Below are 21,199 nucleotides of genomic sequence, written 5' to 3'. Positions count from 1 at the left end.
ATTGTTGTTTTCCCAAAACTAAATAGGAGGAAAATCTAATCCAATAATTAATATCAATCAATTACTTCAATTTTTCAGCAAAGGCTTTTTTGAACTTCTCCATCTTTGGTCGGATGACAAACTGGCAATAAGGTTGGCCACCGTTTTCTTTGAAATAATTCTGGTGGTAATCCTCAGCTACATAGAAATTATTGAATGGGGTGATTTCTGTAACGATTGGTTTAGTTAATGCGCCGGATTCATCCAATTTCTTCATAAAGAATTCTGCTTTTTGCTTTTGATCCTCAGAAAGGTAAAATACGGCAGAACGGTATTGAGGACCTACATCAGCTCCTTGTCTGTTTAGCGTGGTTGGATCATGAGTGGCCCAAAAGATTTCCAATACTTCTTCAAACGAAATTACCTTGGGATCATACACTACCTGAATCACTTCTGCATGACCGGTGGTGCCTGAGGTTACTTGCCTATAAGTAGGATCATGCACGTGCCCACCACTGTATCCTGACAGCACTTTTTCAACTCCTTTTAGATCCTGATATATGGCCTCTGTACACCAAAAGCAACCACCACCTAAAATGGCTACTTCAAGACCTTCTTCTACATTTATGGTTGTTTTTGGTAAGTTTTGCATGGATTTATCTTTTTTAGTGGGGGCTTGGGCACAGGCAATCGTGGCCAAAATGCTAAAGCTGAAAATAATGGATAGAATTTTCATTGTTCCGATTTTGATTCTTTAACAACAATGAGGGCAATGAAGTTTAAAACTCAAAGGTGATACTTACCTCTCCCCTTGGAATTCCTATAAAAGGCACGGGAATTTGATTTTGGGTCACTTCAATCTTTCCCAAACGGTAAAGTTTCATCATCTCCTCCAACACTTCCTCCACAAAATATCGCCATGATTCAGGGTAAATCCACCTCACTACTTCCTCAGGATAAAAGGGATGCCCCCTTTTCAACCTGCACATCTCCAGGATGGCAACAGCCAAAACATTCGGATTCTCTGAGAAAGCAGGATAGCTCATGTAGATAAAAACTGGTAGTTTTCAATCAGATTCTTTATTCAAAGTAATTCAAATAATACAGATTCTAAATATTTGGGAGCATTGAATAATTGTAATCATCCCAAAATCACATTTCCATTTAGATAATAGAAAAGAAACAGGTTTGATACTTTAAAACAAAATCAACTACTTATTATTACTCACAAACCAAGATGAATGTAGGAGGGAAATTTTTGAACATCAGATGACTTTTGATTTCCTCAAAGTATCTTCCAAACTGGAATTTAAGCAGGTATGAATAACAGATTTGAATAAGCTTGCCATTGTCGACAATATTTCCCTTGCACTTCCTGTAAATTTCCTCTCGGGAAGATTTTGGTATCAAAGTCAAAGGCAAAGAAGATAGAATCAGATTCGCCTTTTTACCTTCTAAGTAATGGTCTATATTTTCCGCTGAATCACAGATTATTCTGATGTTGTCCTGCGGAAATATTTTCTCCAAATTGTCGCAAAAAGGTCTATTGATTTCAAAAACCAACAAAACAGCATCGGGATCCATACGCTCCACAATCCCCTGAGTGATACTTCCATCTCCACCACCCAATTCTACAAGAAGTTTTGCTCCATGGAAATTGGCATAGGATAACATTTTATTTACCAAAGGTTTAGAACTAAAAGTAATTGCTCCGGTAGTTGAAAGATTCGTAAAAAGCTCTTTGAGCAATGCCCCCTTATTGTTCATAGATTTTATTTAATTACGAAAGATATGAATTTTAGAAAATTTATATTTGTAATTTCTGCCTAATAAATACGTATTACCAAAAAGCAAATATGTCATCCTCGCAAGCTCAAATACGATCCAATCTATTATTTAACCTTAAACTCAGTTTTATCAATTTTTGGAAATTGGCAATTCCTTTTCTGATTTTCTTTATCATCCTCAGATTGGTAGAGGTATTTCTGGTGTTCAATATCCATAGTCTGCAATACTCAAAAACTCATATCACCCTAATGGGATGGGTTTATGACCTTGAATGGGCCTTTTACACCCTTGGCTTCCTTTTGATTTTGAATACTTTGATGAGTACTCTGTATCCGATAGCGAGTAGAATTTTGGTCAAAACTACCCTGACACTTCTTATCGTACTTCAGGGAGGCCTTCTTTTCTATTTCACTAAAATGTTACTTCCTCTCGGTACTGACCTTTATGCTTATTCAATCAATGATATTTTCCTCACCATCAAAGCTTCCGGTGAACTGAACCTTTTGAATGTTTTGGGCACCGTATTTATATTGGTCTTGATTTACATCTTACTTGGATTAGGTAGGTGGATGCCGATGGGATTTAATTCCGCCATGGTATTGACAGTAGTTTGTTATGCATATATTATCGGTACCGACCTGATGAAACATGCTCAAAATGAGCATCCGAGTGAACTTGAAAGTAACCTTATTGCAAACAAATCATCTTACTTTTATGACCAATCGTATGATTATTTTACTTCGAATGATTATCTGTACTTTGATTTTTTCCTTGCTTCCACTAATTCAGAGGATGCACTTGTCAATAAAGATTTGACCGAAATGGAATATCCTTTTTTGCATACCAATAATTACCCAGATGTATTGGGTCCATATTTTAAGGAGTTTGACAGCTTGCCTGACATCGTTTTTATCATAGTAGAAGGTCTTGGCAAAGCCTATTCGGGAGAAGATGCTTATTTGAAAAGCTTTACCCCATTTTTAGATTCTTTGAGTGATCATTCACTATATTGGAAAAACGGGCTCTCGACCACAGGAAGGACTTTTGGGGTTTTGACCGGCATGTTTGGTTCTTTGCCTTTTGCTCAAAAAGGGTTTATGGATCAGGCACCAAACCTACCTCTTCACCACACCCTACTTTCATTGCTTAAAACCAATGGCTATTTCATCAATTACCATATTGGGGCAGACAAAAATTTTGACAACGTCAATCATTTTCTCCAATACCAGCAAGTAGACCGGATTTTAGATATGACTTCCTTTGATGCTGATTTTGAGGAAACTCCTTCCAAATCAGGTTTTTCTTGGGGATTTCCTGACAAAGCTATGTTTGAAAACGGGATGAGAAAATTACCGGTCAACACCAGTCAACCTCAAATAAGCATTTTTCAGACACAGACTTCCCACGATCCTTTTCTTATTCCCGATGAGGAAAAATATTTCTTAATGTTTGAGGATTTTATCAAGAGCGAACTTAAAATACCGGCTTCAAAATTACCTGAATACTATAAGTATAAAAATATGTATTCGAGTATACTCTATGTGGACGAGGCTATTCAGGAGTTTTTTGATGCTTATCAAAAACTGCCTAACTATAAAAACACTATTTTTATCATCACCGGAGACCACAGGCTTCCGGAGATTCCCCTTGCCACGACCATTGACAGAATTCATGTTCCTATCATGATATTTTCTCCCAAACTCGCCCGGTCCAAAAGAATGCATGGAGTCAGCAGCCATTTTGAGATCACTCCTACTTTATTGAGTTTGCTTGAAAACAGATTTGACCTTCAATTACCCTCAAAAGTGGCTTGGAAAGGATATGTAATGGATACTTCATCCACCTTCCAATCCAAAATCTCCCATCCCTTGATGCGTAATAAAAACCAATTGGTCGATTTTATAAGTGGGGAGTTTGTCCTTGCGGATAACCAGCTTTACAAGCTTTTTGATAATATGGGCCTAGAACCAATATCAGATGTCGCCATGAAGGAAAAATTGCAATCGGATTTTGAAACCTACAAAAACTCCAACAGGTATGCCACAGGAAACAATAGAATCGTCCCGGATTCCTTGGCTGTGTACATTCCTAAATATTAATTTGGTTTTTTGCTGATTTCATTCCGCTGATAAGTATCATTTAGGATATTGCCCATCAAAGGATAATAGAAATTCCAGAAGAAACTGTTGCGTTGAGAATAATCTTCTGAATGCAGGAACATCCTCCAGAGTTTTTCTATTCCATAAAAATTAAATAAAATTCCAGAAACAGGATTATCAGCAAAGTCACCACAAAAATAGTAGAATCTTCCGGCACCATTTTTCTTCATCACCACTGCAGGAAAATACCTTGGCAAGCCCAATTCGCTAAGTTTTTTAATACCTGCCTCTGTAGGGGCAAGGTCATAGTATGAAATAACCTCATAATCCCTACTTACAAAAATGATATCGATCCAATAGGGATATTTCACTATCTCAGGAATTCCATAAGCTTTTTGGCTTTTGAGGCTTGACATAATATTGGGTACCGTATTTTTTACCTCCACCTCATCCTTCAGGATTTCAATCTGTCCGTTTTCATGCAAAAAAACCATAGCCGGCCCTGAAAAATCCCACATTTCCTGATGCTGCCGTCTGTAGTTCGCTACCAACCAAGGCGGGAGTTCATCATTCAACATCGTATCTAGTTCATCAAAATACCGTGCTATCCATCCTGTCCACTTGATACCGGCAAGCTCCTCAAAATCTCTCCTGACCTCTTTTTTTGTGGGACTTGCAATGGTGTTGAATTCAGCAATGATGTCGATTTCTGCATCATAGGCTTGCTTTAGAAATTTCAGGTCCATAGTATCCATTCCTCCATAAATTTTCTTTGAAGGCAATGGAGAAGGTTCTTCTCTCAGGTCATTTTCATATACGCCGTAAGTATCCGCAAAATAAACGAGACTGGTTTGATCAAGAACCCTTTGTTTTTGCGATTCAGTCTGCCCTGAAAGATCCTCGATTTTATATTCGCCTTTTTCCTTTGCAGGGAAAAACCCAAAATAATCTTTTGACTCGTCAAAAATATTGCCATCACTTTTCGTGAACTTGAAATGGTTGAGCAGCCAATGCAGGGATTGGTGTTCTTGGAAGTTTTGGCTGGGAACAGTTTTGTCAAAGACCACCACCCCCATGGAAGCAGCCGGAATCAAGTACCAAACCAGCATACTTGTCAAAGGGATTAGGATAAAAATAAACGACACAACCAAAAATCCCCGAAAAAAAACGCGGAATTCAACAGAGAAATATTTGTTAAGAAAATTACCCATCAAAACCTGAATTCAGTACCTATCGAAACATTGAGGTTATTACGGAATTGACTTTCAGAAATTTCATCCCTTGAATAGCCCACAAACCCAAAGCCCATCCACCTAGATGTCCAAAGGTGCTGGTATCCTAAGCGGGCCCTGTAGGAATTTAGTAATTGGGATTGAAAATCACGGGTTTCCTCATCAGGTGAAACACCCGTAGAGAGCTGAATGCTAAAGAAATCTTCCGGTCCACGGAAATAATACCTCGTCTGAAAGTTGGCACTGCTGGAAGAGCCACTTTTCCCCGGAATGAAGTTAAGCCTGAGATTAAGCCACCAATTGCTGATATACTTTCCGGCAGAACCTGTAATGATGTGGGTGACATCAGAAAATTGGAGCAATCTGTATCCTGCTTCTAATTCGTAAGCTTTTGGAAGGTTCCAAAATATACTTGACCCAAACCTGAATTTTGGAAAAAATGAAGACTGCGAGTATCCCACATTGAAATACCCGTATTTATTTTTGCCCAATGAAGGAAAAGCCTCCAATTCTGCTTGGCTGCCTCTTCCATCAAATCTCTCGGAATGTGTTACCCTTGCTATCAGTGAACCTGTAAAATCCGTGTGGGTTCGTCCATAGACTGTGTAAGTATTCCATGGACTTAGGTCGCCATAAAAGTAGTCATAATCATATGTAGCACCGGCAGCGTTGATTCGTGTCTTTCTTCTCAGGGTTTCGATATATCCAAGCAGACCTTCTGTTTTTGGTGCTTTGGCAAACACCTCATTGGCAATTTTGATTGCTGTCTTGTAATCCTCTTTATAATAATACAGTCTTGAGGACCTGTACTTCAAAGCCATGGATTGTGGACCGATTTTTTCTAGTCCCATTCCAATAACAGCCTCAGCCCTTTCATAATTTTCGCTCCAAAATAAATCGTCAATGTAAGCGATATAAGCATCTTCATATGTCGGACTTGTTGACAACGCCTTTTCAAAATAAATAGCCGCTGAATCATATTTGCCATCCCAAGCATAAGACCTTCCCATCAAAATCAGAACATCTCCATACTCCGGATATTTTCCCAAAATTTTAGAAAGGATAGTCCTTCCCTCCCCTCTTTTTCCTTCCAAAATTAACTTTCGGGCATCTTGATAAAGCATATCCGGGTCAAAAGTTTCCTGTGCCCATCCTGATTTTGGCTGTGCCACTACCAAAATGAGGATACCATAAAAAAATAATGTTGTAAAATTTCTCATAACCTAATAATTAAAGCTGAATAGGTGATTTGATTTTTTTCTTATCCTCGGCCTTTTTGAATCCAGTCCTGATCATTTCCCCCCATCCGCCTTTACCTTTGATAAAGTGCCAATGTCCCCTAAGCCCCCAAAGGATGATTTTGGGATGGATCAGAAAAGGCTCCAACAAGACTGTCTTCATCAATTTATTGAGGTCAGTTTTGTCTTTGTAATTATTGTAAGCCACTCCCTCATACAAAATACTGAATGAGGAAATCATCACTGAAAACACGTACATCAATCCAAAAAGGCCAATAAAATACAAAGCGTTGATATCCCCTGTGAAAATCATATAAAACGTATATAAGAAACCCGCCATCTCGATGATAGGGCCCGCCTTTTCAAATATTGACCAATAGGGGTATGAAACCAAGCCCAAAACCCCGTATTTTGGATCCATCTTTATCTTTTTGTGAAGCTGAAGAGTCTCAATTGTACCTCTCATCCACCTGTTTCTCTGCTTGGAAAGGATGGTTTCTGATTCCGGTACTTCAGTCCAGCACAAGGGGTCCGGTACAAATCCTACTTTGTATTTTTGACCCGTTTCCTCCATATACCTCCTCATCCTGACGACAAGCTCCATATCTTCACCTACCGTTTTGGGGAAATATCCGCCTACTTTAAGAACCAGTTCTTTGTTAAAAAAACCAAAAGCGCCCGATATAAGCATCAAGCCGTTAATCCGGGTCCAGGCCATTCGACCCATCAAAAAAGCCCGGAAATATTCAATAACCTGAAACCTTCCCAATAGTGTTTCCGGAACTCGATATTCAGTTACTGTACCGTCTTTTACCTGACAATTATTTGCAACTCCAATAACGCCACCTACTGCGATTACCTTTCTATTGGTTTCTTCCATAAATGGTCTCACCATTCTGATAAGGGAGTCACTGGAAAGTATACAATCCACATCGATACAGGCAATAATTTCAAAGGCTGCGATATTGATACCGGCATTGAGGGCATCAGCCTTACCCCCATTTTCTTTGTCAACCAGGGTGAGTTTAGCGTAAGAAGGGTTTGTGGACTTGTAGACGCCCCTGATAATACCGGTTTCGACATGTTTGTAATAGGCATATTTGGTCTTTACCAGATCAAAACTTTCAATCATCTTTTGAAGTGAATCATCTTTGGATCCGTCATTGACGATGATCACCTCATATTTACCATAATGCAGTGTAAGAAGACTTTTGGCATTCTGAACTATGTTTTGCCCTTCATTGAAAGCAGGGGCAATGACCGAAATCCCCGGGGTTACAGGACTGGTGATGACATCTTTGTAGTCTGCAAATTTATTTTTCTTGAGATGGTCACTCATTTCCAATGCTGAAAGCACCGTCATGATGAGGTAAAATAAAATGATCGAAAAACTGTATACCAAAAACAGTATCCCAAAAACCTCAACCAATATGTCCAAAAGTAAATTATACATTAATCAATACGGGATCCATAAGATGATCAAAAATCTGGTTGACTTCTAGGTCTTGAGATTTGGCGTTCAAAGATGCCAATTCATCAGGATTTAAAGCATTTAGGGTTTGCATTACTGCCTTTTTGGATTCAAAATCCAAACTTGTATTTAGTTTTTCCAACAAAATAACTTCTGAAATTGGATTGCCGATGTTTTGCAAAACCGAAACAATTCCCAAAAACAATGCCTTTTCATTTGTGAACAAATCCCTGTGAAGGAGGTCAAGGGCGTCTTGGTAACTAAATGCATCAAAGCACTTTATCATTTCCAGCTTTTCAGTAGTAGAAGCCTCCCTATACTTATTCAAAAGAATATCAAGCAATTCAAACAGTCCAAGGTACCTGACAAGTTTATATCCAAAAACCCGTACAGATTCATTTTTGGATTCAAATAAAAAATCAACCCTTACTTTTTCGTGGCTGTTGTTGATAAATTTGATAATTCTAAAATAAACCATTTGCTGCCACTTGGACAGAGGGTAATCTTGATTTACTAAGACCTTAAGCTCAGGATCGTTGGAGATGTTCAAAAGAGTCGCTACGGCATTGGTCCTGACATTAAAATTCTCTGATCCTGCAAATTTCTTGACTTTTTCTACAGCCTCCACCACGTCCATTTCGTTGATTTCAACTATTCCAGAAGTGATGACATCCCATTTTTTTGAGGAAAGTTTATTGACAGAATGTATATCCAAACCAAGTTTTCGATAAATTATCTTCAGCTTAGATTTGAAATCACCTTTCATGTTTTTGTTGAGGCTAATGATTTCCATGATCATGACATCTTTAAAAAGTTTATTTTTTAAATGGTCAACAGGAAAAAAACTTTCTAATTTCTTTCTGTCAAACCCTTGCAATTCCTCCAAAGTATGTTCGAAAAGCAGATTTGAAATTGGTTCAAAACTCAATTCTTTGAATTTTAGGGTTAGAGAATCCCTTTTTCCTTTCCGGACTTTGACCACATACATGATGGAAACCAAGATCACCGATGCAATCAAAAATAAGAAAAGGGTAGATATCAAAAGCAACATTTTTGTGTCATTCAATATCTTGGTTTTTAACTTATAATAAGGTGTAAACGGAACTTTGGAAGCCAGTACCAAAAGTGTCCCTTCCTCAAAACCCTGATTTTCCATCACATCATTTGGCAACAAAAGCTCGTTTCGAACCATGTTTTCCAAAAACTCGTAAGTAGGTTCAACCTCCGCCTCTTTGCCGAAAATCAAAAAACTTATTTCCCCTTCATTTCCTAAAGTCAAAGTGACTGTATCCCTTAGCTTGGCAGCAGTATTATAGTCGGAAAGCGTGTCAGAAACCCATTCTCCCTTGCGGGCAGATTGCTTTAAGGAAAAAACTGAAAGGTCTTCTTCATTTTCCTTAATCCGAAAAATAAAAGAAAGACCTGTGATTTCTTGGGAAACCTCAAAAAGTCGGGATTCCACCTTAAGCCTTAAAGAATCCTGTGCATATGAGTAGACAATCGGAAAAATTAACAATAAAAGTAGCGGCAGCAACTTTTGCAAATACCGCCTGCCCGATCGATTCATCTCATTTAGTTATTGATTAATCTGCGAACACGCACTGCGAGCTCATTAGGATTAAAAGGTTTTGGAACAAAGTCAGATACACCTAAATTAAAAGCTTCCATAACAGTGCTTTCCTCTTCTCCAAGGGAGCTTAAAACAATGATTGGCACTTTGGGATAAACCTTCTTCGCATGGTTGATGATTTCGATACCTGTTTTGAAAGGAATCATCACATCGGTTATGATAAGATCGGGTTCAGAGGCATCGATGGCATCCATTCCTGTCAATCCGTCCTCAGCAGTTGTGACGTGGTATCCATCCTTTTTTAGTCTAAAATTCAACAAACTGGATATCAGTCTATCGTCCTCAATAATTAGGATATTTTTCATTTTTTTCAATCTTTTGGGTGATAAGAGTTTAAATATAGAAGTAAAAAAAATAAAAAAACAAGCTTTGAAACTCTCGAAAAATTGAAAAATTTCTATGAAAAAATACAATAGGAGTAAAATGTATTACATAAAAAAATATTTGCCGTTCCTAACCGTTTATGGGTTTTAAAAAAAATAAATTTTTTTTGAAAAATTTTCTTTTGTTAGCTTACCAATTGAATATTTCCACCATTTCAAGCAAACAATATGATTATGAACCCTAAGATTCAGGCATTCAAATATGTATTGGTTTTGGCTTTATTTCTTTCTTTTCAAAATATCAAGGCGCAAAGCGATCCGAGTGGAGAGAAAAGAGTAACCGGAACCATAGCGATTAAGAATGCCACAATCACCACAACCCCGGGAAAAACCATTACTAACGGTACGATTTTGATCAAAAACGGCCTGATCGAAGCAGTAGGTACCAACGTCAACATCCCTAGAGAGGCACAGGTGATACTGGCTGACTCTTTATTTATCTATCCAGGATTTATCGACGGAGCAAGCACTGCCGGAGTTGGAAAATTTGCAGACCCTGAAAAGCCTTCCAACTATAACCCTGCCAATCCCTCTGATGAAATGGCAGGAATTACCCCTTGGAGAAATGTGATGGATGTTTATGACAACAAAAACAATCAGATTTATGATTGGAGAAAGAGTGGTTTTACCATAGCACAGATAGTACCTGAAGGCGGCATGATATCCGGAAAAACAGCAGTTGTAGTTTTTGGCAACCAATCTTCTACTAATATTTTATCACAAAATTCAGCTTTGGCAGTAAGATTTCAAGGTGCAAGAGGAAGTTCTAGGGCTTATCCGGGGACCCCTCTAGGAATTATGGCAAAATTCAGGGATGTCTATAAAAATACTGAGCTGTCTTCTCGACATAGCAAACTTTTTGCCTCAAATGCAGGACTTAACAGACCTGAAATCAACAAGACTTACGAAGCGCTATACCCGGTAGTAGACAAAAATATTCCTGTTCTGTTTGAAGTATCTGACGACATCGAAATCAGAAGGGCCTTATCTCTACAGAAAGAAAATGGATTCAGGCTTATTTTGGTCGGCGTATCCAATGTAGAGAAGGTTACTAATGAAATAAAAGCAGCAAATGCCAACGTATTGCTTTCACTTAAATTACCGGATGACAAAGTTACCAAAGCCAAAATGGAAGAATTGTCTGAAGAAATGCAGGCAAGAACAAAAAGAATTCAGGATGCTTATCATAACATATTGAAGCAGGCCTCATTTTTAGAAGAAGCAGGTATACCATTTGGATTTACATCTATGGGAGCTAAAAGCGGGGACACTTTCAAGAATCTTCGGGTGATGGCTGAAAATGGATTGACAGAAAATACTGCCTTGGCAGCACTCACCATAAATAACGCCAATATTCTAGGCATTCAAAAGTTTGCCGGGACTTTGGAAAAAGGAAAGTTAGCGAATATGGTCATCTTGACTGCTCCATTGCTCGACGAGGAAGCTCAGGTTAAGCATGTTGTGGCCGACGGCTTTATGTATGACTACGAAGTGAAAGCAAAGAAAAACGGTAGTGGAGAAAAGAATGGTAGCAATGGGTCTGTGGCCATTGATGGATTTTGGGAATATACTTCTGATACACCGGCAGGAAGTTCATCAGGAACCCTGGAAATCAAAAAAGAAGGGGATTCCTACAAGGGAACCATCACCTATGACAATCCTGCGGGAGGAGGCCAAGCAAGTTCTGAAATGAAAAACATAAGCCTTTCCGGTACTAATTTATCTTTTTCATTTGATGTGGCTGCAGGAGGAATGTCTTTGGTAGTGAATGTTAGCGGAGAAGTAAGCGGAGATCAAATATCCGGAAACCTTTCTCTTTCTGAATTCGGAAGCTTTCCAATGAATGCTACTAAGAAACCAAAATCATTTTAATCGCTAATCACCGAAAATCATGAAAAAGACAATCTTTATAATAGCAGCTTTATTGGTGATGGGCTGGAATCCAGCAAATTCCCAAACCCAAAAAGGGTCTGTACTAATCAAAAATGCCACTGTACTCACTATCACAAAAGGAGTATTGGAGGATACCGATGTCCTTGTAGAAAATGGCATCATCAAAAAAATAGGAAGAGGACTCACTGCTTCAAATGTCACCACTATTGATGCAAAAGGAAAATACGTCATGCCCGGCATCATTGATGCCCACTCACATGTGGCGTTGGATGCTGTCAATGAAGGCACTGCACCGATTACCTCTGAGGTAAGAATGGCGGATGTGATCGATCCTTATGATATCGGTTTGTACCGGGCACTCGCAGGTGGGGTGACCGTTTCGCATGCCATGCATGGTTCAGCTAATGCCATTGGAGGACAAAACATCACACTCAAACACCGCTATGGCTCCGGAAATCCCGATGACTTGATCATGAAAGATGCCGCTAGAACCATCAAATTCGCCTTAGGTGAAAATCCAACAAGAGTTCATGGAAGAGGGAACGGGATCCAGCCAAGGTCAAGAATGGGTGTCGAGGCTGTAATCAGAAATGGTTTCAATGATGCGATTCAATACAAAAAAACCTGGGAAACCTACAACAATGCCCTTAAAGTAAAAGGAGCTACTCCCGTCCCTCCCAAATACAGCGAACGTCTTCAGACTCTAGTGGATATTTTGGACGGGAAAATCATCATCCACTGCCATTCCTACCGAGCAGATGAAATTTACATGTTGATCAATGTTTGTAGAGAATTTGGCATCACCAATATCGTGTTTTCCCATGTCAATGAAGGCTTTAAAGTAGCTCCTGAATTGGCAGCCTACACGATGGGAGCTTCGGTTTTTGCGGATTGGTGGGCGTACAAGTTTGAGGTGTATTATTCCACAGCCTACAATGCTGCCATACTTACCCAAAACGGAGTCATCACTTCCATCAACTCAGATTCAGGAGAATTGATCCGTCACTTGTACCATGAAGCCGGAAAAGCACAACGTTATGGCGAATTGACTGACGAGCAAACTTTGGCCCTGATCACTATCAATCCTGCCAAACAACTTGGCATTGCAGACAAAGTAGGTTCCATCGAAGAAGGCAAACAGGCTGATTTGGTCATTTTCAACGATCATCCACTATCGGTTTATGCCATCCCTCAGATGACTTTTGTGGATGGTGTCAAATATTTTGACATCAATGAGGATCCTAATGACATGAGATTGAGGGTAGCAGCAACAGAATCCATTGAACCTATATTCCTAAAAGAGCATGATCACAAGTGTATGCACGGGGTTGATTTCTTCTTTACAAACTTTGGTAGAAGCTTATTCGACCACGAACACTAAAATCTAAATGGAAGATCAAAACATACTGAAGATGAAGAAGATAAACCAAATCATATTTACAGTCGCTTTATTGGTTCTCCCACTATTGGCTAATGCCCAATTTGATGGGGAATTTATCAAGCCTAGAAACGGCAGGTTTTTGCTGCAAAACGCAACCATTGTCACTGTTACCAAAGGCAATATCGAAAATGGAAGCGTGCTCATATCCAATGGAAAAATCGAAGCTGTAGGAAAAAACATTCCTGCGGGAGATGCTGAGGTGATAGATTGTACCGGACATTTTATCTATCCGGGAATGTTTGATGGAGGAAGCCGACTTGGATTGGTCGAAGTCAATTCTGTACCTGAAACACAGGATTACGCAGAAATCGGTCAGGTAACACCAAACATGCAGGCGCTAGTAGCTGTCAACCCCAACTCCGTGGCCATCCCTGTTACACGGGTGAGTGGTGTCACCACTACATTGGCCGTACCTTCGGGAGGGTTATTTCCCGGAACAGCTGCCTTGATCAACCTCAACGGCTATACAGCAGACCAAATGTATGCGGGTTTTAAAGGTGTCGTAATGAATTTCCCTTCCTCTGCACGTCGCAGTACTCGGGATAGAAGGAGCGATGAGGACATCAAAAAAGAAGCTGAAAAAGCCGAAAAAACCCTAAATGAAATCTGGGAAAGGGCAGTAACTTTCTACCAATTGAAAAAAGCCGATGCGGCCTTAGATTATTATCCCGAAATGGAACAATTGGCAAAAGTTGTTGCGGGAGAATTACCTCTCTTGGTAGAAGTAAATGCCGCATCAGATATCACTTTAGCGATAGCCTGGATCCAATCCAAAAATGTAAAAGCAATCCTTACAGGAGTGGCTGAAGGTTGGAGAGTGGCTGATAAAATCGCTGCCTCCAAAATCCCTGTCATCACAGGGCCCATGCTTTCGATCCCGACGAGGAATTCTGACCGTTTTGATGCAGCTTATACCAATCCCGGCAAAATGGCCAAAGCAGGTGTGAAAGTGGTCATCAGGTCCAATGATGCCGAAAACACAAGAAACCTACCTTTCAATGCGGGTTTTGCCGCTGCTTATGGCATGGGCAAAGAAGAAGCTTTGAAAGCCGTCACGATCAATGCCGCCGAGGTATTCGGCGTTGCTGATCGAATGGGTTCCATCGAGCAGGGAAAAGATGCGACTCTTTTTGTATCCACAGGAGATCCTTTTGAAACCAAAACCCAGATCCGCCATGTATTCATAGACGGCTATAGGGTACCGATGAGCAACAGACATATCAAGCTGTACCAGGAATTTTTGCAGCGGTCACCGGGACTTGTCGAAAATTGATTTGATCCAAAATCAAACCGCAGCCCAAAAAGCTGCGGTTTATTTTTTTGTTAACTTGCTGAAAATAGAGATATCCAATTGTCTTGGTATCCGTAAGAATGTTGAATCATAAACCATAAAAAAATGATAGTAAGTACTACTCCAAGTCTAGAGGGATATAAAATTACTGCCTACCTCGGCATTGTTTCAGGCGAAACCATTATCGGCGCCAATGTTTTTAAAGATTTCTTTGCCAGCATCACTGACATCGTAGGCGGCAGGTCAGGTGCCTATGAGCAGGTATTACGGGAGGCGAAAGCCACTGCCATGTCCGAAATGGAAATGCAGGCAAGGGCTTTTGGCGCGACCGCAATCGTGGGGATCGACTTGGATTATGAGACTATCAGAGATGGTATGCTGATGGTAACAGCAGCAGGCACTGCTGTCAAGATTGAGAAAGTCTTTTAATTCAAGATTTCGATTTTCCCTGAACCCACTTCGTAAAAGCCCAAGGTGGGATATAAGTATTTCCAGAAAAGGTTTTAAGTCAAGTTTACGAACTCAATCCTGTCCCAATCAACTGACCGGATGAAAAGGTAGCTTTTCTTAAAGCCTTTACTTTTTGACAATCAGATTTTAGACCAAATAAAAAACAGTCCTCTCAAAAATTCTTTCAAAACCCCAAATAGATAAGTCTGTTTACGTCATTGTCTAATCTGGTTGACCATAAACATATTTTAGACTACATAGGAAAATATTTTTCATGAGTCTTGCATATCCGGCATTTCAACTATTTATTTGCAATGTCCTTTCACTTTTTGTGTAGGGATTTATAAAGAAGAGGTAAGAGACAGGCTCTGCGACCCTCTGGCAACCAGGAAAATCCAAGGTGCCAAATCCTGCCAGGTAAAATTTTTTATCTGGAAATATAAATTCTTAACATAATGGATTCACCAATTATTATTGCCCCACTTCCTTCAAACCAATTTTCATCAATTTTTAACGAAAAAGTTGTTGGGCATCCTGGATACTCAATTATTTTTTTCTTTTACCAAACCAAAAGGATTAAATTTAATCCTTATAAAATTTATAATTTTTAACCACACCATAAACCATCGACACCATGTCAAATTATCGCTTCGAAACGTTGCAATTGCACGCCGGACAGGCTCCAGATCCTACAACCAATTCCCGTGCAGTGCCAATTTACCAGACAACCTCATATGTGTTCAATTCTGCAGAACACGGGGCCAACCTTTTTGCCCTAAAAGAATTCGGAAACATCTATACAAGGATCATGAATCCTACCACGGATGTTTTCGAACAACGAATTGCTGCATTGGAAGGTGGCGTAGCCGCTTTGGCCACTGCATCCGGACAGGCTGCCCAATTCCTCACACTCAACAATATCCTACAGACGGGAGAAAATTTCGTTTCCACCTCATTCCTTTATGGCGGTACTTACAACCAATTCAAAGTAGCATTCAAAAGAATCGGGATTGAAGCACGATTTGCAAAGGGCAATGACCCGAAGGAATTTGAAAAATTGATTGACGACAAGACCAAAGCCATCTACCTGGAAACCATAGGTAATCCTGAATTCAACATTCCGGATTTTGAAGCCATTGCCGCCATGGCAAAAAAACATGACCTGCCTGTCATCGTGGACAATACCTTTGGTGCCGGCGGCTATTTGTTTCAGCCCTTGAAGCATGGTGCCAATATCGTCACCGCTTCTGCCACCAAATGGATCGGCGGACATGGCACTTCCATTGGAGGAGTTATCGTCGACGGGGGGAATTACAATTGGGGCAACGGAAAATATCCTCAATTCACAGAACCATCAGAAGGTTATCACGGAATGAAATTTTGGGAAGTATTCGGAGAAAACAACCCCTTAGGACTTCCAAACTTGGCCTTTATCATCCGTGCAAGGACTGAAGGTCTGAGAGATTTTGGACCGGCATTGAGCCCTTTCAACTCTTTCTTATTGATTCAAGGATTGGAGACTTTATCCCTCAGGGTCCAAAGAACAGTGGACAATGCACTCGCCATTGCACAATGGCTAGAGGCACATCCTAAAGTGCAAAAGGTGAATTATCCGGGTTTGAAATCCTCTCCTTACCATGAACTCGCCAAGAAATACCTGAGAAATGGTTTCGGTGGGGTTTTGAGTTTTGAACTGAAAGGCGACAAAGAGAGCACCTCCAACTTTATCAACAACCTCAAATTGATCTCCCACCTTGCCAATGTCGGTGATGCCAAAACATTGATCATTCAACCTGCCGCAACGACGCATCAGCAGTTGAGTGAAACTGAACAAGCTGCCGCGGGTGTCACCCCTACCCTTTTGAGGATTTCATTGGGTATTGAGCATATTGAAGATATCAAAGCCGATTTAGAACACGCTTTCAACAGTTAATAAAATTCAGGAAAACCTGAGAAGAATCCCAATAGTAAAGTAATGAATGTAGCAAGTAACTACCTGATTATTGATATGGCGCAAGAAACCTACACGCATGAGGGCGTATTTGACCTGGAGTCCGGAGAGTCTCTTCCCGGATTCCAACTGGCTTATACCACCCAAGGACGTCTGACCACAGCAAAGGACAATGTCATCTGGGTCATCCATGCGCTCACAGGAGATGCCAAAGTCCAAGAATGGTGGAACGGTATGGTAGGAGAAGATAAATTTTATGACCCGGGCAAGTATTTTATCGTTTGCGCCAACTTGCTGGGTTCTTGCTACGGATCTAGCAGTCCCCTTTCAGAAAATCCCCTGACAGGCAAACCTTATTACTATGACTTCCCAAATCTCAGCACAAGAGATATGGCAAGGTCATTGGATCATCTCAGAGAATATCTTGGAATCAATACCATCAATACCGTCATTGGAGGTTCGCTTGGTGGACAGGTAGCTATAGAGTGGGCATACCTGCTGCAGGATCATGTCAAAAACACCATCATCCTGGCTTCCAATGCCAAGACTTCACCCTGGACCATAGGCTTCAATGAAACCCAAAGAATGGCGATCGAAGCCGATTGTACCTGGGGAGAAAACCAAGCAGATGCCGGCAAAAAAGGGATGGAAGCAGCAAGGGCAATTGCCATGCTTTCCTACAGACATCCTGAGGACTTTGCACTTAAGCAGAGCGATACCGAAGAAAAACTCGACAACTTCCGCATTTCCTCCTACCTCAGGTATCAGGGCCAAAAACTCGGAAACAGATTCAACGCATTTTCTTATTGGGTGCTGAGCAAAGCCATGGACAGTCATGACCTTGGGCGTGGACGAGGGGGACCGGAAAAAGTACTTCAACAAATTCCCTCCAAAGTATTGGCAATCGGAGTGGACAGGGATTTATTGTTCCTCAAAGAAGAGTCCCAATTCATATCCCGGCATGTTCCCAAAGGAACCTACAGAGAAATCCAATCACCTTATGGCCACGATGCCTTTCTTATCGAATATGGGCAGTTGCAGTATATTCTGAAGGGATTTTATCTGGAGAACAACGGGTAATTAAGATTCTGGATTTTGAATAACATGGATTTATGCTTCTTTGCAAGTAACCCAATATTCTTCTTCAATGGGAACGGAAGACCGAAGTCGGAATCCCGATGGCTATCGGGACGATGGACCGGGCATTTCAGTCCTTACATAAGAATTTAAATGGATATCAAACTACTGGCATAATCGCGTACATACATTTTAAATAATAAGGGATTCTGCAAAAACAGATCCCTTAATTTTTTATCTCTATCAATTGAAACCTTATAAAATCTTCAGAAAGTGCCGGGTTGTCCGGATGATCGGTAGAGATCCAAATCCCCTCTTCGTCTTCAAAAATGTATTGGCCATGATACCTATCCGGTTTCAATTCCATTTCGCCGACTTTGTTGAATTCCTTATCCAAAAACACCAAACCCCACTTTGAAGCCAAAAAAGAACCTGTTTCAAACACGTTTTCAGGAACATCCTCAAATTTTGCGACCCTTACCATCAGCTCCAAGTTATTGAAATAAAACAGGTCAGTATAAATATCTACGTGGTTTACGATCTTCATAATCTCGGGCATGTCCTCAAACATATTGGGAGATTTAGATATCGGCGGATCATTGGGAAAAGCAGAATGTCCGGCAAATGAAGAAATAATTTCTCCCTCCTTCAACCGGTAAATATTCCTAAAATTCATGTTGATGACAGGCATGTCGTCAGGACCCAAAGACAGCAAAGGAAAGATTGACTTGTTGAGGTTATCCCCAACAAATTCCTCAGGAAAGTAACTTACCGGAGTAAATGTTTTGCTAAGGGTATCATACCTCATGAGGTTTGGGATTTCAGTCAATTCCTTGGGAGTAACCGATGTCCATGCAAATACCATTGGAAAGGCAGGAAAATAAAATCCGTCCTTGGCCAATGTGAAAATGTTAGAGAAAAGACTGATTCCTTTTTCTTCCAATCCCTCTACATTGATCGGTGTTTTTTGGAGCAAGTTGCCATCACCATCAAATTTGAAAAGTGTATTGATACCCGCAGTCAGGTAAATCACATCTGGACTTTCGATAAAAAGACCTGCAATATTGTTCCCGACACCGGCAGGCCCCTCTTCTTCAAACTTGATGGTTTTGAGCAGGCGGTTCTCAGGGATGGAATAGGTCAAGAGTTGCTTGGTTTTGTAATCGAAGAGAAAAAAATACTTGTCCTCTATAGACTGAAAATACAAATCCAAATGCCCGATGTCCTCAGGCAAAGGAAAGGTTTTGAATTTTTCAGTGACCACAAACTCGAGTTCAGTTTTAGTTTCCTTCTCTTTTGGAGCTGAACATGACCAAAATAGGAGCAAATACAAAAGAAAGCCATTTACAGGATGCAGGTATTTCATAGGACTGAATTAAACTAACAAGATAGCATATTGAAATCAAAAAACAGCATTGCCTAAATCCAAATAGGTAATTTCATTTACCATTTATTCGAAAAAACCGAAAGGTTAAAAAAGTATAGTTCACTCCTCCACATTTACCTTTCTGCAGCATTTGTTTTTTTGTAACTTCTATGATGAAATATACCCAAATCAAGGAAACCTGTCTGTATGTCACAGACTTGGATCTGGCAGAAAACTTTTACGGCCAAATCCTTGAAATGCCGATCATATCCAAAGTGGCAGACAGACATATTTTTTTTCGTTGCGGCAGTTCTGTGTTGCTGTGTTTCATTCCGGAGGTAACGAAATTTGAAAAGACATTGCCTCCGCATTATGCTTACGGAAAGCAGCATTTAGCTTTTGAGGTAAGTAAAAGAGATTACCTGAAGGCCAAATCAAACCTACTCGAAAAAGGAATCACCCTCACCCATGAACAGGAATGGAACCACGACCTGAAAAGTTTTTATTTCGACGATCCTTTTGGAAATGTTTTGGAGATCGTGCCGGTAGGGATTTGGGGATAATTGGTAATTCTAGATTTCCTTTGTTTTTTGTATAAAGGCAAAAGGTTTTAAAAAAAGCAAGTAGATGTCATCAAAGGTTTTAAATACCAGAATCGAGCATTCAATTCTTTACAAAAATCTTTATTCCCACCTCTAATCAATTTTCATTTAGGCTTTTAATGAATTTCAATACATCCTGCCGGTTGACACTTTTCAAGTTTTCTTTTGCCTTTGGATCATCTTTTAAAAATACCTCCAGTCTATTTTTCCATCCACTCACTCCGCTTACCAAAAAATCTATAGAATCTCCCCTAGCATTGAATAACACATAATAAGGTGTAGTGGTAGTCACTCCGTTGACGGTCTCGCTGTTATTTTGAACATACAGCTTATAGGGATTTCCGTTTTCAATCAGCCGGAAAAATCCGGTTTCTACTTTTCGACCAAGGTCAACGAACAAATAATCAAATGGCACTCCCATCTGATCGAAACCATAAGCAAGAACTTGTTTATCCTTTGTTTTATAAATTTTATCCTTGCCATCCGCTGTTTTGGTAGAGACTTGGGTTTTGTTGGTTCCATTTGGGCCTCCAAAAACAATTTTACACGCAACAGTATCATTTTTTGTAAGAAGTACATAACCGTTTCTTAGCTCTTGCGCTTCTCCGCTATTGGAAAAACAAAAAATGAGGGCAATAAAAAAAACTGCAAACTGCTTCATGTAGGCTTAAGGATTTAAATGTATTGGAATTTCATCGCTCAAACAATGGGTTAAATTCAATGCGCCAATGTTATTCATAGAAGAAATGCTGCTCATTATTCCGCTTTCGTCCACTCTACCGTCCTTCCGATCATTGAAAACCCGACAAAACCGCGGACTTCAAGCGTCTTGTCATTTTTCTTCTTGATGATGCAGGAGTAGGTTTTACCATTTTTAGGATCGTAGATCGTCCCATTTTCCCAAGTATCGCCGGTGTGTTCGAAATTGCTCAAAAGCTTCATCCCCATGATTGGCCTTGTACGCTTGGATTGGTCGGTATTGTTTTTGTCTGTTTTGGGTTTCCCGTTTTCGGTTGGGTCTTGTAGCCAAACGATTTTTCCGGAATATTTTCCTCCCTCTTTGAAAATTTCCACTTGGGCATCTTTCTCGGTGTTGTACCATTTGCCGACAATGGCATCGGCTGATTGTGCCTTAACATTGATTCCAAAACTGGTAATCAATAGAATGATAAATGTCAAAATTACTTTTTTTTCAGTCATGGTTTAAATTTTAGTGATTATCGGTTTCTTTGCTAATAACCCAATATTCTTCTTTGGGCAGGACCGAATTCCGATAGCTATCTGCACGAAGTCGGAAGCACCGGACAT

The 21,199-nt window shown here is 40.1% G+C and carries 19 protein-coding genes and 1 riboswitch; of the genes, 8 read left to right on the top strand and 11 right to left on the bottom strand.

Annotated features, from left to right (window positions below; translation table 11 throughout):
* Positions 1 to 61 precede the first annotated feature (61 nt).
* The 3 genes from msrA to MMU07_RS06525 all read right to left on the bottom strand — a co-directional run bounded on the left by msrA (position 62) and on the right by MMU07_RS06525 (position 1,746).
* Positions 62 to 715, bottom strand: a complete 654-nt coding sequence (gene msrA, locus MMU07_RS06535; RefSeq protein WP_241125048.1) for a peptide-methionine (S)-S-oxide reductase MsrA — start codon at positions 713 to 715, stop codon at positions 62 to 64.
* Positions 716 to 758: 43 nt separating this feature from the next.
* Positions 759 to 1,025 carry a DUF3253 domain-containing protein gene (locus MMU07_RS06530; RefSeq protein WP_241125047.1) on the bottom strand — a complete coding sequence of 89 codons (267 nt, stop codon included), beginning with the start codon at positions 1,023 to 1,025 and terminating at the stop codon, positions 759 to 761.
* A 175-nt stretch (positions 1,026 to 1,200) separates the two neighbouring features.
* Complete coding sequence (locus MMU07_RS06525) at positions 1,201 to 1,746, bottom strand: class I SAM-dependent methyltransferase (protein ID WP_241125046.1); 546 nt, start codon at positions 1,744 to 1,746, stop codon at positions 1,201 to 1,203.
* Between the two features lie 89 nt (positions 1,747 to 1,835).
* On the opposite strand from MMU07_RS06525, the gene MMU07_RS06520 reads away from it, so the two are divergent.
* Positions 1,836 to 3,866, top strand: coding sequence for an LTA synthase family protein (locus MMU07_RS06520; protein ID WP_241125045.1), 2,031 nt, complete (start codon positions 1,836 to 1,838; stop codon positions 3,864 to 3,866).
* On the opposite strand, the gene MMU07_RS06515 is transcribed toward MMU07_RS06520, so the two are convergent.
* From MMU07_RS06515 to MMU07_RS06495, 5 genes are all read right to left on the bottom strand, one after another.
* Positions 3,863 to 4,975 carry a hypothetical protein gene (locus MMU07_RS06515; RefSeq protein ID WP_241125044.1) on the bottom strand — a complete coding sequence of 371 codons (1,113 nt, stop codon included), beginning with the start codon at positions 4,973 to 4,975 and terminating at the stop codon, positions 3,863 to 3,865. The genes MMU07_RS06520 and MMU07_RS06515 overlap by 4 nt on opposite strands.
* A gap of 101 nt (positions 4,976 to 5,076) precedes the next feature.
* A complete protein-coding gene (locus MMU07_RS06510; protein WP_241125043.1) occupies positions 5,077 to 6,318 on the bottom strand; it encodes a YaiO family outer membrane beta-barrel protein in 1,242 nt (413 codons plus the stop codon).
* Positions 6,319 to 6,328: 10 nt separating this feature from the next.
* A complete protein-coding gene (locus tag MMU07_RS06505) occupies positions 6,329 to 7,789 on the bottom strand; it encodes a glycosyltransferase family 2 protein (RefSeq protein ID WP_241125042.1) in 1,461 nt (486 codons plus the stop codon).
* Entirely contained in the window at positions 7,782 to 9,374 is a 1,593-nt protein-coding gene (locus MMU07_RS06500; protein ID WP_241125041.1) for a hypothetical protein, read from the bottom strand. The genes MMU07_RS06505 and MMU07_RS06500 overlap by 8 nt, the downstream gene beginning before the upstream one ends.
* Positions 9,375 to 9,379: 5 nt before the next feature.
* Complete coding sequence (locus tag MMU07_RS06495; RefSeq protein ID WP_241125040.1) at positions 9,380 to 9,742, bottom strand: response regulator transcription factor; 363 nt, start codon at positions 9,740 to 9,742, stop codon at positions 9,380 to 9,382.
* A 252-nt stretch (positions 9,743 to 9,994) separates the two neighbouring features.
* Between MMU07_RS06495 and MMU07_RS06490 the strand changes: the two genes are divergently transcribed.
* From MMU07_RS06490 to MMU07_RS06465, 6 genes are all read left to right on the top strand, one after another.
* Positions 9,995 to 11,692, top strand: a complete 1,698-nt coding sequence (locus MMU07_RS06490) for an amidohydrolase family protein (protein WP_336246178.1) — start codon at positions 9,995 to 9,997, stop codon at positions 11,690 to 11,692.
* 19 nt (positions 11,693 to 11,711) lie between these two features.
* Complete coding sequence (locus MMU07_RS06485; RefSeq protein ID WP_241125038.1) at positions 11,712 to 13,094, top strand: amidohydrolase family protein; 1,383 nt, start codon at positions 11,712 to 11,714, stop codon at positions 13,092 to 13,094.
* A gap of 31 nt (positions 13,095 to 13,125) precedes the next feature.
* The gene (locus tag MMU07_RS06480; protein ID WP_241125037.1) at positions 13,126 to 14,427 is read left to right on the top strand and encodes an amidohydrolase family protein; all 1,302 of its coding nucleotides are present in this window, start codon (positions 13,126 to 13,128) and stop codon (positions 14,425 to 14,427) included.
* 123 nt (positions 14,428 to 14,550) lie between these two features.
* Complete coding sequence (locus MMU07_RS06475; RefSeq protein WP_241125036.1) at positions 14,551 to 14,874, top strand: YbjQ family protein; 324 nt, start codon at positions 14,551 to 14,553, stop codon at positions 14,872 to 14,874.
* A 359-nt stretch (positions 14,875 to 15,233) separates the two neighbouring features.
* A riboswitch (SAM riboswitch) is annotated at positions 15,234 to 15,341 on the top strand.
* Between the two features lie 188 nt (positions 15,342 to 15,529).
* Entirely contained in the window at positions 15,530 to 16,828 is a 1,299-nt protein-coding gene (locus MMU07_RS06470) for an O-acetylhomoserine aminocarboxypropyltransferase/cysteine synthase family protein (RefSeq protein WP_241125035.1), read from the top strand.
* Between the two features lie 42 nt (positions 16,829 to 16,870).
* Positions 16,871 to 17,926 carry a homoserine O-acetyltransferase family protein gene (locus MMU07_RS06465; RefSeq protein WP_241125034.1) on the top strand — a complete coding sequence of 352 codons (1,056 nt, stop codon included), beginning with the start codon at positions 16,871 to 16,873 and terminating at the stop codon, positions 17,924 to 17,926.
* 223 nt (positions 17,927 to 18,149) lie between these two features.
* Here the strand turns inward: MMU07_RS06465 and MMU07_RS06460 are convergent, their stop codons facing one another.
* A complete protein-coding gene (locus MMU07_RS06460; protein ID WP_241125033.1) occupies positions 18,150 to 19,289 on the bottom strand; it encodes a DUF4221 family protein in 1,140 nt (379 codons plus the stop codon).
* A 173-nt stretch (positions 19,290 to 19,462) separates the two neighbouring features.
* Here MMU07_RS06460 and MMU07_RS06455 point away from each other — a divergent pair, with 173 nt between their 5' ends.
* Positions 19,463 to 19,852 carry a VOC family protein gene (locus tag MMU07_RS06455; RefSeq protein WP_241125119.1) on the top strand — a complete coding sequence of 130 codons (390 nt, stop codon included), beginning with the start codon at positions 19,463 to 19,465 and terminating at the stop codon, positions 19,850 to 19,852.
* A 136-nt stretch (positions 19,853 to 19,988) separates the two neighbouring features.
* On the opposite strand, the gene MMU07_RS06450 is transcribed toward MMU07_RS06455, so the two are convergent.
* Together MMU07_RS06450 and MMU07_RS06445 are read right to left on the bottom strand one after the other, a co-directional pair.
* Positions 19,989 to 20,552 (bottom strand): hypothetical protein, encoded by a 564-nt coding sequence (locus MMU07_RS06450; protein WP_241125032.1) that lies wholly within the window; start codon positions 20,550 to 20,552, stop codon positions 19,989 to 19,991.
* A gap of 95 nt (positions 20,553 to 20,647) precedes the next feature.
* On the bottom strand, positions 20,648 to 21,091 hold the full coding sequence (locus MMU07_RS06445; RefSeq protein WP_241125031.1) for a DUF2147 domain-containing protein: 444 nt from the start codon (positions 21,089 to 21,091) through the stop codon (positions 20,648 to 20,650).
* Between the last annotated feature and the right edge of the window lie 108 nt (positions 21,092 to 21,199).

The organism is Cognataquiflexum nitidum, from assembly GCF_022538055.1.
In the GTDB taxonomy this organism is placed as follows: Bacteria; Bacteroidota; Bacteroidia; order Cytophagales; family Cyclobacteriaceae; genus Cognataquiflexum; species Cognataquiflexum nitidum.
The sequence above is the reverse complement of the archived record's forward strand: the minus strand, read 5'-3'. Positions and strand labels throughout refer to the sequence as shown.

Bases quoted from the DNA above. Each gene is read 5' to 3' on its own strand.
- msrA (WP_241125048.1), bottom strand. From the start codon at position 715: ATGAAAATTCTATCCATTATTTTCAGCTTTAGCATTTTGGCCACGATT.
- MMU07_RS06530 (WP_241125047.1), bottom strand. From the start codon at position 1,025: ATGAGCTATCCTGCTTTCTCAGAGAATCCGAATGTTTTGGCTGTTGCC.
- MMU07_RS06525 (WP_241125046.1), bottom strand. From the start codon at position 1,746: ATGAACAATAAGGGGGCATTGCTCAAAGAGCTTTTTACGAATCTTTCA.
- MMU07_RS06520 (WP_241125045.1), top strand. From the start codon at position 1,836: ATGTCATCCTCGCAAGCTCAAATACGATCCAATCTATTATTTAACCTT.
- MMU07_RS06515 (WP_241125044.1), bottom strand. From the start codon at position 4,975: ATGCTGGTTTGGTACTTGATTCCGGCTGCTTCCATGGGGGTGGTGGTC.
- MMU07_RS06510 (WP_241125043.1), bottom strand. From the start codon at position 6,318: ATGAGAAATTTTACAACATTATTTTTTTATGGTATCCTCATTTTGGTA.
- MMU07_RS06505 (WP_241125042.1), bottom strand. From the start codon at position 7,789: ATGTATAATTTACTTTTGGACATATTGGTTGAGGTTTTTGGGATACTG.
- MMU07_RS06500 (WP_241125041.1), bottom strand. From the start codon at position 9,374: ATGAATCGATCGGGCAGGCGGTATTTGCAAAAGTTGCTGCCGCTACTT.
- MMU07_RS06495 (WP_241125040.1), bottom strand. From the start codon at position 9,742: ATGAAAAATATCCTAATTATTGAGGACGATAGACTGATATCCAGTTTG.
- MMU07_RS06490 (WP_336246178.1), top strand. From the start codon at position 9,995: ATGAACCCTAAGATTCAGGCATTCAAATATGTATTGGTTTTGGCTTTA.
- MMU07_RS06485 (WP_241125038.1), top strand. From the start codon at position 11,712: ATGAAAAAGACAATCTTTATAATAGCAGCTTTATTGGTGATGGGCTGG.
- MMU07_RS06480 (WP_241125037.1), top strand. From the start codon at position 13,126: ATGAAGAAGATAAACCAAATCATATTTACAGTCGCTTTATTGGTTCTC.
- MMU07_RS06475 (WP_241125036.1), top strand. From the start codon at position 14,551: ATGATAGTAAGTACTACTCCAAGTCTAGAGGGATATAAAATTACTGCC.
- MMU07_RS06470 (WP_241125035.1), top strand. From the start codon at position 15,530: ATGTCAAATTATCGCTTCGAAACGTTGCAATTGCACGCCGGACAGGCT.
- MMU07_RS06465 (WP_241125034.1), top strand. From the start codon at position 16,871: ATGAATGTAGCAAGTAACTACCTGATTATTGATATGGCGCAAGAAACC.
- MMU07_RS06460 (WP_241125033.1), bottom strand. From the start codon at position 19,289: ATGAAATACCTGCATCCTGTAAATGGCTTTCTTTTGTATTTGCTCCTA.
- MMU07_RS06455 (WP_241125119.1), top strand. From the start codon at position 19,463: ATGAAATATACCCAAATCAAGGAAACCTGTCTGTATGTCACAGACTTG.
- MMU07_RS06450 (WP_241125032.1), bottom strand. From the start codon at position 20,552: ATGAAGCAGTTTGCAGTTTTTTTTATTGCCCTCATTTTTTGTTTTTCC.
- MMU07_RS06445 (WP_241125031.1), bottom strand. From the start codon at position 21,091: ATGACTGAAAAAAAAGTAATTTTGACATTTATCATTCTATTGATTACC.